The organism is Pseudozobellia thermophila (assembly GCF_900141855.1).
Classification (GTDB): domain Bacteria; phylum Bacteroidota; class Bacteroidia; order Flavobacteriales; family Flavobacteriaceae; genus Pseudozobellia; species Pseudozobellia thermophila.
Genome location: NZ_FQYU01000017.1, coordinates 24,075 through 37,720, shown reverse-complemented (window position 1 = coordinate 37,720; position 13,646 = coordinate 24,075). Strand labels below are relative to the sequence as shown.

Below are 13,646 nucleotides of genomic sequence, written 5' to 3'. Positions count from 1 at the left end.
ACGTGGTTACGGGTACCTTGGGCATCGTACTGCTGGTTCTGGCGGCGGTTTTTCTGTTGACCGCTTTTGTCGGATTTTGTCCGCTCTACTTGCCCTTCGGGCTTTCTACCTGTAAAAGGGAGTAGGGCCGGCCTGATTTTTTGGCGGCTAAGGGGAAACCTTTTAAGAAGGGCAGCGTTTCGGGCCCAAGGGGATCAGTGCCCTAATCCGGTCAATCGACATCGCCCTTGGGGTTTTCCTTTTTGTTTTGCTTTTCCAATTTTCGAAAATAGCCCCGGGTCAGGAAATTGTGTTTCAGGGCTTCCATGTTTTCGTTGAAGCGTTCGGCGCCCTGTTCGATATTTGACATGGTTTTGTTCAATTGGTTCACCAAAACGGTATCTTTTGCCAGGTAGTTGATCGCCCCGTCGCCCTCCCTTATCCCGTCGATAACCTCGTTGAGGTTTTGTGTAATCTTTTCTATTGCTATGGATGAGGTTTCCAGGTTTTCGATGATGTTTTTTATCTTTCCTCCAGAAAGGGTGTCACCGAGCAGAACGCCTCCGGCACTTTCCTTAAAATTAATTTGCCCTACCATTTGGTTCAGTTCGCCCATGGTCGCATTTATGCGTGTACTGGCCAATTTAAGGTTGCCTATGGTTTCTTGAAAATCGTTGGCCAGGGTAGTGTCGTTGAGCAATCTGCCCAAGGTGCCCTTGCCCTGGTTCAGGGAACGGGTGATCTTCAGGAGGTCGGCGGTCAACATGGCCGCGTTCTCATTGGTGGTGCTCAGGGTGCTCATCATATCTTGGGCGGCCACTTTGCTGTACGATTGCAATGCATCCCCGGGCCGTACCGTCGTAGAAGGCCCATTTCCCGGAACGATGTTCACGAGCATGCTACCTACCAGTCCGTCCGACCCAATGGCCGCCACGGCGTTTTTTTTGATGTGTTCCTGCATTTTGTCATCGATGACCATATGTACCCGAATGGTGGTATCGTCGATTATTTCGATATCGCTGACCGTGCCTACGTGTATTCCCGAGAACCGGACGTTGTTACCGACCTGTAGGCCGTTTACGTTTTTAAAGTCGGCGGTAATGTCGAAGGTCTTTCCGAACATGTTCTGCCGATTGCCTATGAGGTACGTGGCCAAGAGGAGCAATGCGGTGCCTATCACCACAAAAATTCCCAGTCGCAAGTTTTCTAAGGTTGTTTTTGCCATGTCGTTATTTTTTAAAAAATGCCTCGACCTTGGGGTCGGTGGATTGGGATAGTTCCGTATAGCTTCCTTCGGCGTAATTAATGCCATCGACCAAAAGGACCATGCGGTCTGCGATTACCCGGGCGCAGTCAACGTCGTGGGTGATGATCAGCGACGAGGTGTTGTATTTGATCTGGATGTTGCGCATCAGTTCGATGATCTCTTTGGCGGTGATGGGATCCAATCCGCTGGTAGGCTCGTCGTAGAGAATGATCTTGGGTTTTAGAATGAGGGTACGCGCCAGGGCGATCCGCCTTTTCATCCCTCCCGAAAGTTCGGCGGGCATTAGGTCGATGGTACGGCCCAGTCCGACGTTTTCCAGGGCCTCCATGACCAGGGCGGTGGTATCGCTTGGGGTTCCCAGTTTTTCCTTGTGCCGGCGGAGGGGAAACTCGAGGTTCTCGCGTACCGTCATGGAATCGTACAGGGCACTTCCCTGAAAAAGAAAACCGATATCGGAGCGAAGCTCGTCGAGGGTATGCCGGTCGAGGGTCGCTATTTCCTTTCCCATGACCTCGATATATCCGCTATCGGGAAGCATGAGTCCGACCAGGCATTTGATCATCACCGATTTGCCGGAGCCCGATTTGCCCATGACCACTAGGTTTTCCCCTTCGTACAGGTCCATGTCAAAGCCGTTAAGGACATGGTTGTCGCCAAAGCTTTTGCGGACATCGCGGATACGTATGACGGCCTTCCGTTCTAGCGGACGGTCGGCTACCCCTTCCTGGTCTTTGTGCTTATATGTTGTAGGATCGTCCGTCATAGTTCATAAAAGATATCGGATACGAATACGGCTATAAAATCGACGACGAAAACCAACAGGGAGGCCATTACTACGGCCGTATTGGCCGCTATGCCTACGCCGGCCGTTCCTTTTTTACTGTAATAGCCCTTAAAACAGCCGACCAGGCCGATCACGAAGCCGAAGAAGAACGACTTGACCGTTGCGGGGATGATATCACCAAAACCCAAGGCGTCAAAGACCGTGTTGAAGTAGAGTTGAAAGGACACATCGCCTTTCAGGTTCTCTACCACGGCCGAACCGTAGAGGGCGATCAAATCGCCGAAGACGATCAACAGGGGCAGCATCAGCGTTGTGGCGACGATGCGGGTAACGACGAGGTACTTAAACGGGTTGGTTCCGGAGACCTCCATGGCGTCGATCTGTTCGGTGACCCGCATAGACCCCAGTTCGGCACCTATGCCCGAGGCGATGCGCCCGGCACAGATCAGTGCGGTTATGACAGGGCCGATTTCCCTGACAATCGAAATACCGGTCATGTTGGGCATCCACGAGACGGCCCCGAATTGGACCAAGGTCGGGCGTGTCTGTAGGGTCATCACCAAGCCGATGATAAACCCCGTGACCCCGACCAGTACCAACGAACGGTTGCCCATCTGGTAGCATTGCCGCAGCAGCTCGCGAAATTCGAAGGGCGGCGAAAACACTTCCCTGAAAAAACGACCGGCGAAATAGGAGAGCTCCCCGATCTGGACGAAAAAATGTTTGGCGCGCCCTACCAGGCTCGACCCTACGCGTTTCGTAATGGATATTTCGGACATAATCAAATATAAACCGCCGGGGTTCGTTTTAAAATGACCAATATCATACCGAAGGCATGATGCTTGTCATTTGAAGGCTATGGGGCGTGCCCTATTTTTATTGTAAATACCATCGAGTCATATGATGCAGAATGAATTGAAAACCTACCTCGCTCCCGGACGCAGGGTGTGGACCTTATTGGGAAGGGCATGTTGGGGCCTATGCCTTTTTGGCTTGCTTTTGGCCTCTTGCCATTCCCGACGGTCGCCCATTGTGGAAAAGAAGAAGCCCGAGATAAAGGCCTCCTGGCCCGAGGCACCGGTAAAAAAACAGCCGAAAACGGTGCAAGTCCCCAAGGATGTCCGTGTCGGGGAGTACTTTACCTATATCGATTCTTTGGTAAAGGCCCATGATACCTTGGTGCCTTACGGCCTATCGGAGCATCTATTGGTGCGAAACAACCCTTGGATCATCGATACCTTGGCCAATACCGACTACTACCGGATGATGGCCCGCGACTCCTTTGTGTACGACCAGCGGCAAATGATCGTCTTGCCCGAGGGGAGTACCCTTGTCTTCCCCGATTCGTTAAAGGCCCTGAAACTATTGGACGCCTTTGCGAAAACCAAGATCGATGTGAACATTCCCGAGTTTACCTTGCGCATCTTTCAAGATTCGACGCTTTTGTACCGCATGCCCGTAAGGGTAGGACAGGATCGGCAACGCTACCTGAAGATGGGCGACCGGGTCACCGACCTGCGCACCAAGACCGGTAAGGGCACGATCGTAAGGCACGCCAAAGACCCCGATTTCTACAATCCCGTCAACGGAAAGCGCTTTTACGTGACCAATAGGGACGACGGCAGAAAAACGCTAATGCCCCAAATACCGTGGATCGAGACGGAAGTCAATGGAATTAGGAACGGTCAGATGATCCATCCGACCACAAATCCGAAATCCCTTGGCAGGGCCTATTCCAACGGTTGTATAGGTACCAGTGAAGCCGATGCATGGATCATCTACTATCATGCCCCCTTGGGCACGAAGCTGGAGATACGCTACGATTTGGAAACCACCGACCAAGACGGGAACCCTGTCTTGCTCGATGATATCTATGGAATGGCCGATTAAAAGCTTAGGGTAGGGGCTTACATCAACAAGGCTCGTACCTCCCCAAAACCGAAAGGGCATTTTATAAGGCGGCAACTTACTATATCAATTGTTTCTCTACTGCCACTTTGATCAGGGAGGCCGCGTTGGAAACCTCCAATTTCTGCATAAGGTTTCGCCGGTGTGTCTCTACCGTAAGGGGACTGATAAACAGTTCTTCGGCACCATAATAAGGCAATGGGGCTTTGACCACATCATCACCAAAAAGGGAATCCCCGCGGCCGGTGCAGACTTCGGGCTCATTGCAGTAGCATACAATCTTAAAAGACTTATCAAATTAGGCTGGATGCCCGAAATCAGGAAAAATCACCGAACGAACATCTTAAAAACGTCCCTTCCAACCGTTAAAAGGCTGAAAGATGGTGTCTTGGCCCATATATACGCATTTATGAAAATACTCCCATCTTTCAGGCCCATATCCCGTATATCCCAAATTGTGTAAATTTATTCAAAATCAAAGGCGGTTTTGAGACGGACTGCCGTTGTGCCTAATTAAAAAAAACAAATATTGGATAAAATTATTATTGATTTGATATTTAATATTCTGCAAAGCGTAGCGATTATTATTGCTTCGTCCGTCGCTATTTATGGAATCAATTCTTGGAGAAGAGAGGCTAAATGGAAAAGACAGTATGAACTTGCCGAAGAAATTCTCGCAAGTATGTATGAGGCGCATCACGCAATTAGAATAATTAGAAGTCCAATTGGTTTTTCAAATGAAGGCTTGAGTCGTACTAAAAGTGATAACGAGACACCACAACAAACAGAGGTTTATAATCAAGCTTATGTAGCTAGAGAAAGATTCGAACGGAATAAAAAGCCACTTGAGAAACTTCATTCACTGAAATATAGATTCATTGCACTTTATGGAAAGGAATACGAACAACATTTTGATAAATTTTCTCAAACTGTACACAAAATATTTTTTGCATCAGACCAAATTGCGAGAGTAAAACTTGGAGAATATGGTAACGACCAAAAATTAATAGGTGATATAATGAAAGAAAGTAGAGCAGATTTATATGGTTCAATAAAATATGATGACAAAATCGAAAAAGAATTGTCTGTCGCCATTGATGCAATTGAATCAAAATGTAGAAATATTATTGGAAAAAATAACTAGGCACAACAATGGTAACCGTTGCACAACCCCTCATCAGGAATAAATTCGTTTTTTTTTGAAGTATTAGAAATAACTAAAACCCAACATATCAGTTAATTATGTTTTTAAAAAATGCCCTAACAAGTACGTGTTGATGGAATTCGTAGTTGCGCAACAAGCACACGGTGTATAATTAATTGCGGTCGGAATTTCCACTTGGAATTTCCTGCAATCAATTATCTTTAGTCTTGGGTGGACATTTTCCGTTGGAAAAGTCCGCAACTATTCTTATACAAACACGATGGTCGATGATACCTCCGGCCCGTAAAAAACCGGGCGGTCGAGGCCGCCGCCCTACCTTTTTTTCCTACCATCGACCATCGGCCAGACAGTACGACTGCACATTCGCCCATAAAATTTGCTATATTTCATCCTAGAAAACCCGGACGGAGCTGTTCGCGGTCGGTACCATCGACATCACCGCCTATAGCGAATGTGCGTCTAATGGCGACCCCTTGCCAAGGTATGCAAAGCATACCTCGCAACTCGCCATAGCCGTCTGGCTTTTATGCACAATTTAACACACCCAGAAAATGACAGCTAAAAAAATTTTATTTATACTCTTTTTTGTTTCAACTTTTCAATACGGTTTCTCGCAAGCAAGCAATGTTGACTCATATTACATCCCAGCGTTTAATGGAACTAAGTTGGCTGTGGATGTTTATTTCCCAGAAAAATACAAAAATAAAAAACTTCCTGTACTCTTTGAATTTACCCGATACTGGAGAGGCAAAGAAGACGCGAAAACAGGAAAGCCAATTGCCTCACTCAGTAAACGAGATAAGTATTTTCTTGACAATGATTACATCCTCGCAAAAGTTGACGTCAGGGGAACAGGTGCTTCATATGGAGTTCGTTCAGGAGAATACACGCCTACCGAAGTGAAAGATGTTTGGTACATTGTTGATTGGGTAGTAAACCAACCGTGGTCTGATGGTAAGGTGGGAGCCTATGGCACCTCTTACTCTGGGACAACAGCAGAGCTTTTATGTGCAACGCAACATCCAGCCATTAAAGCTGTAATACCTGGTTGGTCAGATTTCGACGTATATGAGAGTCCTAGTCGTCCTTATGGAATGCTTGCAACAAGTTTTATAGCGCCATGGAGTCAATATGTTGATTGGTTAGACCAAAATTCAGTGGAGAATCTGGGCGCAAGTGTGAGGCGTGTGAGTGAAGATTTTCCAATAGAAGCAATCAAAGAACATGAAAACAATCCAATCGTATTGGAAGCCCTAACTGCATCACCATTCAAGGATTCCAAATTTGGGGATTTCAAATTCGAAGAACTTGCCCCCTTGCATTGGAAAAAGGAAATTTCGGAATCAAATGTCCCAATGCTTGTTCTTACAAGTTGGCTTGATGCTGGTACGGCAGAAGGCACTTTATTACGATTACAACATTTTGATAATCCGCAGAAAGTAGTCATGATGCCAACTTCTCATGGCGGAAATTCTCATGCCAGCCCTTTTCTTGTTTCTGATAAAATGGTAGACCCTGTTCCATCGGTTAATGAACAATTTAAACTGCAATTAGACTTCTTTGACCATTACCTAAAAGAAAATGACAAAGGAGTTGAGGATTGGCCAACCATTAAATACTATAATTTTGGAGAAGAATCGTTTAAACAATCTGATATTTGGCCGCCTAAAGGGCAACAAAGAATCCAATACTTTTTAGATGCCAACGGGAAATTAAATACTTCATCATCTGATGAACATCTAGGTATGGATGAATATCTAGTTGACTTTTCCGTAAGTACTGGTACAAACAATCGGTGGACAACCCAAATGGGAAAACACATTCTTAACCTTGATAATCGCAATGCTGCCGATTCTTTAATGTTAACTTATACTACCGCACCTCTTGTAGAACCTCTTCAAATCACAGGAACACCCGTAATTTCTCTCAATCTGTCTTCAACACACAAAGAAGGTGGGATTTTTGTCTACTTAGAAGATGTTGACCCAAGTGGAAAAAGCAGATATATAACAGAAGGAGGACTTTTGCTTAAACATCGAAAATTATCTATGAATGATATGTTTAATAAGATACCATATCATTCATTTAAGAAATCAGACGCATCACCTATGTCAATTGATAAAATAGAAGAAATCAGCTTTAAGTTACATCCAACATCTATTCTCATCAAGAAAGGACATTCTATTAGAATTGCGATTTCTGGAGCTGATAAGGATACATTTGACAAAGTTCCGACCGAAGGAATACCAACTTTGAACATATACAGGAATAAAACAAACAAATCTTTTTTAGAATTACCAATAATAAAATAAAACATGTGCACAACAATGGCTCCTATGAAAAGCCATAGTCCAGTTCTCTAAAGTTAATCAATATTTTCTTTTTGCCTTAAACCACCTTTTTTATTAGGGTTCACCGGCATCCGTATGATTATAAATTATAATAAACCCGGCCACTTGTTATAAATGAAGGCTTCACCCTTGCCAAGGCATACCTCGTAACTCGCCATAGTCGTCTGGTCGTTGTAAAACATTTGAAAAATGAGACATATTTTATTGATATTAATAATTGTTATAGGAAGCCATTCAGGTTTTTCCCAAAATACATCTGAATTAGAAAGCTTAAAAATTGCAAGTAAAATTGACGATTGGAACAAAGCCTGGGAAATTAAAGATGCTGAATTAGCTTGCAAATGGTATTCTGAAAATGCGGATTTTACAAATGCATTCGGATTTAATAGAATTGGTAAATCGGAAATTCAAAAATACTTAACTGAAGTGTTTGGACTTGATTTCGTAATGGCGGGCAATACGGAACAAACCTCTATTAAGTTTAAAAAAATATCTAATAATGCAATATTAGTAATTACCACAGTTGAGCGAAGAGGACAGAAATCATCTGATAACAAGGATTTGGGAATTAGAAGAACATCACATTACCGATTATTTGAAAAAACAAACGACTGGTTTATAAAAGCTCATTTAATTTCGGATGCAAGGAGTATTAAAACTGAAAAACACTAAAAACGTTTACAACAAAGAACTGAGGAAAAAAACAAGTAAATTCTTCCTTGATCCGAAACACTATTGTTCCAGGCCCATAGGTTTATAAATCAAATTCCCCGGGCCATTTCCGTGCTATTCTTATACGAGACCAATGGTCGATGATACCTACGGCCCATAAAAACCCGAGCGGTCGAGGCCGCCGCCCTACCTTTTTTCCTACCATCGACCATCGGCCAGACAGTACGACTGCACATTCGCCCATAAAATTTGCTATATTTCATCCTTGAAAACCCGGACGGAGCCGTTCGCGGTCGGTACCATCGACATCACCGCCTATAGCGAATGTGCGTCTAATGGCGACCCCTTGCCAAGGTATGCAAAGCATACACCTCGCAACTCGCCATAGCCGTCTGGCCGTTGGCATTAATTATGAAGAATCTTATAGTTCAGATATCTTTTCTCTTTTTATTCAATCATTTTGGACTCTTTGCGCAGGACACAATCTCGAATGAAAAAATTTATATTGATAATGACCTTGCATTTAAATATAGTGACGGACAACCATTCTCTGGAATAGCTCAAATCAGAAAGAAAAATGGGCAAATTGCGTTTGAAATGGAATATGAAGACGGAGTGATTTTAAAGCAGTATGTTTATTACAGACGTAAAAAAAATAACAGAAAACTAGCAACAAAAGTACTTTATGACCCTCAAAAACCTTGGAAAGAGGTAACCGAAATAAGATACTTTTCATCGTTTGAGGAATGGACTTTTTATGATGAAAATGGTAATCGGACTTTAAAAGAACAGCGGAAAAACGGAGAGATAATATATAGTTGTGAATATTCTGGAAGAAAAAAGCATGGACAAGAAATGTGTTTAGATGATGATGGAGCAAAAATGTTCATTGAGTATGTGAATGGTAAGCGGAAAAAATAACTAATGCCAACAATGGTAACCGTTGCACAACTCGTCATCAGGAATAAATTGATAGTTTTTGAATTATCAGAAATAATTAAAACCCAACATATCAGTTAGTTAAATTTTATAAATAATAACCTAACAAGTATGTGTTGATGGAATATATGGTTGTGCAACAAGCACAATGGCTATAATTAATGCGGATCTTGGTGCTTAATCGGAAGTTTACTACTTTTAATTCCCGCACTAACTACAACCTAGACGTTAGGCAAAATTGTAATGACAAACCGATATTTCTTATTAGTATTAACGTGTTTGTTTGTTTCATGCTCTGAAAAAGAACAAAATTTAGACGAAGAAGTCTTCAACGATGTCTTTATTCAATTAGCTGAAAAAATGAGATTGAAAGTTTCTGAAATTTATCCTGTTCCTCCTCCTCCATTACTTGACGAAAAAAACCTTGACAGCTTAAAGGAGAATTTAATCTTGTATGCTGAGAGTTTAAATAACTATTCGGCATATTTAAGAAATTATTACTTTCACAATTACACTATAAATGCAGACTCTTTGAATGTAAAAATTGGAATTAATGATACTTTACATACAATAAACCCCCATCATATTTCTAATATGTATTCAAACAATGAATACCTAAAAGAAAATCCTGAATTTAGAAAATTACTTGTTTCTAATACTCAAAACCTGAAAAGTCCAAAAACTATTGACATCAATCGTATAAAAGAACATAAGCCTTTCAAAATAGCAAAAACAAGTGAACTTGGGTGGAAACAAGAATTAAGAAATGATTATCAAAACAATAAAGATTTCTATCTATCTGGAATTCTTGATTTATCAAGAGTTTATTTTAATAAAGAAAAAAATAAAGGTTATTTTACATGCTCTGAAATAGCTAATCATTATGAGATTTTTACCCAATTAATATTAGTTGAAAAAATTAATGGAAAGTGGAAAATTAAGAGTGAATTTTACTCTTATTAAAATAGGTGCAAACAATAGTAACCGTTACACAAACCATTGATAAGTTAAAAAACAGATTCATATAAGCCCCATCAAGGGCTTTTTTTTTATGTCCGACCAGAAGAGGAACTCTAATTTTGGATGCTTGATAAAAGAGCCCATTAAATATGGAGGGGCTCTTTTTATACGTCCGCTAAAAGCAGGTTGTCCTGCCCCTCTTTTGACCGCTTTAGTTCAAATTTCAAGTATTCCTTACTCGACTAAAAAAAGGTGGACAGCTTTTCTTAGCGCTCTTTTTTTCCATGTATACTTAAAACTAATAACGCAAAGTTAAGATCATGTTTTCCCTATGTCGTTTTTTCGTTAACTTTTACAACAAGCACAATGCCTATAGCAAATAGGGCAAAAATGCTGAATTTAACGGTTAGAGTTTATTTGTAAATAATATTGCTTATTCATTAAAAGATCACAACATACATCCATGAAGAAGGAACGAAAAATTAGTATTTTATTTTTTTTCTTATTAATTGGTTGTGGAACACAAAAACAACCGTTAATACAAGATGTAAACGGAACGCACCTATTTGTCTCAAATCAAATATGGTTATCACACGAACATATTTTAGTCGATTTTATAGGGGCAGACAGTATACAACCTACTAGATGGAACCATGATACCATAATTAACGAAATGATGCCTTATCTCAAAGAGCTTAAAGAGCATAACGTTAGTTATTTAGTTGACGCTACACCGGCTTACTTAGGAAGAGATGTTTTACTTCTTAATAAAATATCCAATAAAACAGGTATTAAGATTATTACAAATACCGGTCTCTATGGAGCGCGGAATAATAAATTTATTCCTAAGTATGCCCAAGAAATAACAGCAGAAAATCTTGCTCAAATGTGGATTGATGAATATAAAAATGGCATTGACGGAACCACGATAAAACCAGGCTTTATTAAGATCGGTATAGATAATTCCGACTCCTTACATATGATGCACCAAAAGTTGGCAAAAGCTGCAGCCCTGACTCATTTACAAACAGGTTTAACAATAGCATCACACACGGGAAAGGCAACCGGTTTATGGCCGCAATTAGACATTCTTAAAGAAGTGGGGGTTTCTCCGGAAGCTTTTATTTGGGTACATGCTCAGGAAGAAGACAATAACAACAATTATCTTAAAGCCGCAGAGATGGGGTGCTGGATAAGTCTTGATGGATTAGGTTGGGAATTGGATAGACATGTTGAAAAACTGTTGTTCGCAAAAAGAAATGGAATCTTGGATCGAATTTTAATTTCGCACGATTCTGGTTGGTATGATCCACAAAAAGAAAATCAAACAATAAAACCATATACAAATATTTTTGGGAAACTCTATCCAGAGCTAAAATCACATGGGTTTACAGATGATGAATTCAATGCATTAATAAGCGCCAATCCCTCAAAGGCATTTTTAATAGAAGTCAAAAACTACTCTTCAGATAAAATCAACAAGTGATACAACGAATCATAATTCATATACAAAAATTTGATATTCAGTAATTTGAAAAAGTTTGGCTTTCTGTTTTAGTATTTTATTGGCGGTAACCTAGGCCAATACCACGTATAATTAAAGGTTGGTTATTACCTTGTTACGAAAATCCTAAAGGTTTTTTTGTTTGTCGTATACTTGCCAAATACTCCGCTGATCAAGAACCCAAAATACAAACTTAAATCCTTAGCTATAACAAAGAAAATTAAAATGGAAACTAGAGAAGCCCATAGAAATGAATTCACCATTTCAACCGACAAGGATAAATTAGATATTTTGAGCATTCACAAATTCCTTGCAAACGAAACCGATTGGGCCAACGGAATTCCAATCAATACCGTGAAAACATCAATTGAAAACTCTTTGAATTTTGGGCTTTATCACAAAAACAAACAAATTGGTTTTGCTAGAATAATTTCGGACTATTCCACTATTGCATATTTAGGAGATGTGTATGTCCTAAAGGAATACAGAGGAAAGGGATTAAGTAAATGGCTGATAAATGAAATAATGGAACATCCAAATCTTCAAGGATTAAGACGATGGATTTTGTTAACTGATACAGCGGAATGGCTTTATAAAAAGTTCGGCTTTACAGAAATACCTAATCCTGAATTTTATATGGAGAAACACAACCCGAATGTATATAACGGAATAAATTGATTTTTTTTTAATTATTGGAAATAATTAAAACCCAATATATCAATCAGTTACGCTTTACAAAAAACTACCTAACAAGTACGTATTGATGGAATATGTGGTTGTGTAACAAGCACACAGTATAAAAAATGCCGGTGTTTGGCTTAAATAAAGGTCGTTGCACGTTTGCTACGTCCGATTTTCCTTCGGAAAATCCTCGCACTCAAACACGCAACGTTCCTTACACAAACACGTTGGCAACAAGCAAACAATCATTCTCATTTGGAAATTCGACATAAATATTGTACGTTTACTTGTACAACATTATGTACAAAAAACCAATAATTATGAGAGCAATAACAATTTCCACCCTACGTAAGAATATAAAAAAACACTTTGACTATGTTTCAAAGTCAATGGAAGTTATAGTTGTACCAAGAAGCAAAGAAGATGACGCTGTCGTCATAATGTCTATTAACGAGTATAATTCATTAAAAGAAACAGAGCACCTACTGTCTACCAAAGCTAATAGAAATAGACTAATGGAATCCATCGAACAAATTGAAAAAGGAGAGTTAGTTGAATATAATGAAGACGAAAATCAATTAGCTGACTAAATGAATATCGCTTTTACTGCACACGGATGGGAAGATTTCACTTATTGGTTGGAAAATGACCCTGATACAGCAATCAAACTAAAAAACTTACTAAAAGAAATTAAAGCAAATCCATTTAAAGGAACAGGAAAACCAGAACCCCTAAAACACGGACTTAAAGGTTTTTGGTCAAGGAGAATAACAGGTGAACACAGATTGGTTTATAAGGTATCTGGGAAAAAAGGGGTTGACCAAAAATGCACGATAATTCAATGTAGATTTCATTACGATGACAAATAAAAGCCAGTTGCACAACACGGGTATCCGTTGCACAAGCCCTTGATAAGCAACAAAAAGAATGATTATAAGCCTCTTTAAGGGGCTTTTTTACTTTCCCATCAATATCCGATACCGAACCTTAGGTCGTTTTCAAGAGCTCCAAGGGGGAAGATATGTGCGTTTTTCAGCATAGTGGACAAAGCATGTTGCCCCGCCTCACCGAAAAGCAACCGTGCCAGTGCGCCTACCCCTAAAAACACCCCTGAAAAGTAGGCCAGGGCTACTTTGCCAGCGCGCCAACCCGCCCGCCGCTGTCGCAGACGGCGTGCCCCTTACTGTTCATAGCCAAGACCTTGAGGGAGATGACCTAAAGGCCGTGTTACTCCACTGCAAAAAACACGTACTGCATAAATAACCGTTTTTTCACGACTCCCGTAGCACTCATTTCCCTCAACGTTCCGGGTATACTGCGACTTTTATAAAGGCCATCTTGTATTTATCAACTTTACTATCTACTTTAGACGACCACACATAACTGTCATATACTCTAGAAGTCAAAGCAATCTTCCACTCGGTAGGCTGCCCCTT

Annotated in this window: 15 protein-coding genes; 11 read left to right on the top strand and 4 right to left on the bottom strand. The window is 40.9% G+C overall.

Annotated elements, in window-relative coordinates; all coding sequences use genetic code 11:
• The first annotated feature begins 2 nt into the window (after positions 1-2).
• Entirely contained in the window at positions 3-125 is a 123-nt protein-coding gene (locus BUB37_RS20490) for a YgaP family membrane protein (protein ID WP_094766821.1), read from the top strand.
• Between the two features lie 86 nt (positions 126-211).
• Here BUB37_RS20490 and BUB37_RS20485 read toward each other — a convergent pair whose 3' ends face one another.
• Genes BUB37_RS20485 through BUB37_RS20475 form a run of 3 tightly spaced genes read right to left on the bottom strand, consistent with a single transcriptional unit; the run spans position 212 to position 2,809 of the window.
• Positions 212-1,204, bottom strand: a complete 993-nt coding sequence (locus tag BUB37_RS20485; RefSeq protein WP_072994049.1) for an MlaD family protein — start codon at positions 1,202-1,204, stop codon at positions 212-214.
• 4 nt (positions 1,205-1,208) lie between these two features.
• Complete coding sequence (locus BUB37_RS20480; protein WP_094766715.1) at positions 1,209-2,009, bottom strand: ABC transporter ATP-binding protein; 801 nt, start codon at positions 2,007-2,009, stop codon at positions 1,209-1,211.
• Positions 2,006-2,809 carry an MlaE family ABC transporter permease gene (locus tag BUB37_RS20475; RefSeq protein WP_072994048.1) on the bottom strand — a complete coding sequence of 268 codons (804 nt, stop codon included), beginning with the start codon at positions 2,807-2,809 and terminating at the stop codon, positions 2,006-2,008. The genes BUB37_RS20480 and BUB37_RS20475 overlap by 4 nt, the downstream gene beginning before the upstream one ends.
• Positions 2,810-2,930: 121 nt before the next feature.
• On the opposite strand from BUB37_RS20475, the gene BUB37_RS20470 reads away from it, so the two are divergent.
• Positions 2,931-3,920, top strand: coding sequence for a L,D-transpeptidase (locus BUB37_RS20470; protein WP_072994047.1), 990 nt, complete (start codon positions 2,931-2,933; stop codon positions 3,918-3,920).
• A gap of 79 nt (positions 3,921-3,999) precedes the next feature.
• Here the strand turns inward: BUB37_RS20470 and BUB37_RS21390 are convergent, their stop codons facing one another.
• On the bottom strand, positions 4,000-4,152 hold the full coding sequence (locus tag BUB37_RS21390) for a response regulator transcription factor (RefSeq protein WP_244526816.1): 153 nt from the start codon (positions 4,150-4,152) through the stop codon (positions 4,000-4,002).
• A 315-nt stretch (positions 4,153-4,467) separates the two neighbouring features.
• Here BUB37_RS21390 and BUB37_RS20460 point away from each other — a divergent pair, with 315 nt between their 5' ends.
• The 9 genes from BUB37_RS20460 to BUB37_RS20420 all read left to right on the top strand — a co-directional run bounded on the left by BUB37_RS20460 (position 4,468) and on the right by BUB37_RS20420 (position 13,079).
• Positions 4,468-5,082 carry a hypothetical protein gene (locus tag BUB37_RS20460; RefSeq protein WP_072994046.1) on the top strand — a complete coding sequence of 205 codons (615 nt, stop codon included), beginning with the start codon at positions 4,468-4,470 and terminating at the stop codon, positions 5,080-5,082.
• A gap of 572 nt (positions 5,083-5,654) precedes the next feature.
• Complete coding sequence (locus BUB37_RS20455; RefSeq protein WP_072995816.1) at positions 5,655-7,415, top strand: CocE/NonD family hydrolase; 1,761 nt, start codon at positions 5,655-5,657, stop codon at positions 7,413-7,415.
• 228 nt (positions 7,416-7,643) lie between these two features.
• Complete coding sequence (locus BUB37_RS20450; protein ID WP_072995814.1) at positions 7,644-8,126, top strand: Cif family virulence factor; 483 nt, start codon at positions 7,644-7,646, stop codon at positions 8,124-8,126.
• Between the two features lie 411 nt (positions 8,127-8,537).
• Complete coding sequence (locus BUB37_RS20445) at positions 8,538-9,047, top strand: hypothetical protein (protein ID WP_072995812.1); 510 nt, start codon at positions 8,538-8,540, stop codon at positions 9,045-9,047.
• Positions 9,048-9,425: 378 nt separating this feature from the next.
• Positions 9,426-10,028, top strand: a complete 603-nt coding sequence (locus BUB37_RS20440) for a hypothetical protein (RefSeq protein WP_139278156.1) — start codon at positions 9,426-9,428, stop codon at positions 10,026-10,028.
• Positions 10,029-10,488: 460 nt separating this feature from the next.
• Positions 10,489-11,511, top strand: coding sequence for a phosphotriesterase family protein (locus BUB37_RS20435; RefSeq protein WP_072995808.1), 1,023 nt, complete (start codon positions 10,489-10,491; stop codon positions 11,509-11,511).
• Positions 11,512-11,754: 243 nt separating this feature from the next.
• On the top strand, positions 11,755-12,207 hold the full coding sequence (locus BUB37_RS20430; RefSeq protein WP_072995822.1) for a GNAT family N-acetyltransferase: 453 nt from the start codon (positions 11,755-11,757) through the stop codon (positions 12,205-12,207).
• A gap of 323 nt (positions 12,208-12,530) precedes the next feature.
• On the top strand, positions 12,531-12,800 hold the full coding sequence (locus tag BUB37_RS20425; protein ID WP_072995820.1) for a type II toxin-antitoxin system Phd/YefM family antitoxin: 270 nt from the start codon (positions 12,531-12,533) through the stop codon (positions 12,798-12,800).
• On the top strand, positions 12,801-13,079 hold the full coding sequence (locus BUB37_RS20420; protein WP_072995806.1) for a Txe/YoeB family addiction module toxin: 279 nt from the start codon (positions 12,801-12,803) through the stop codon (positions 13,077-13,079).
• Positions 13,080-13,646: the final 567 nt, after the last annotated feature.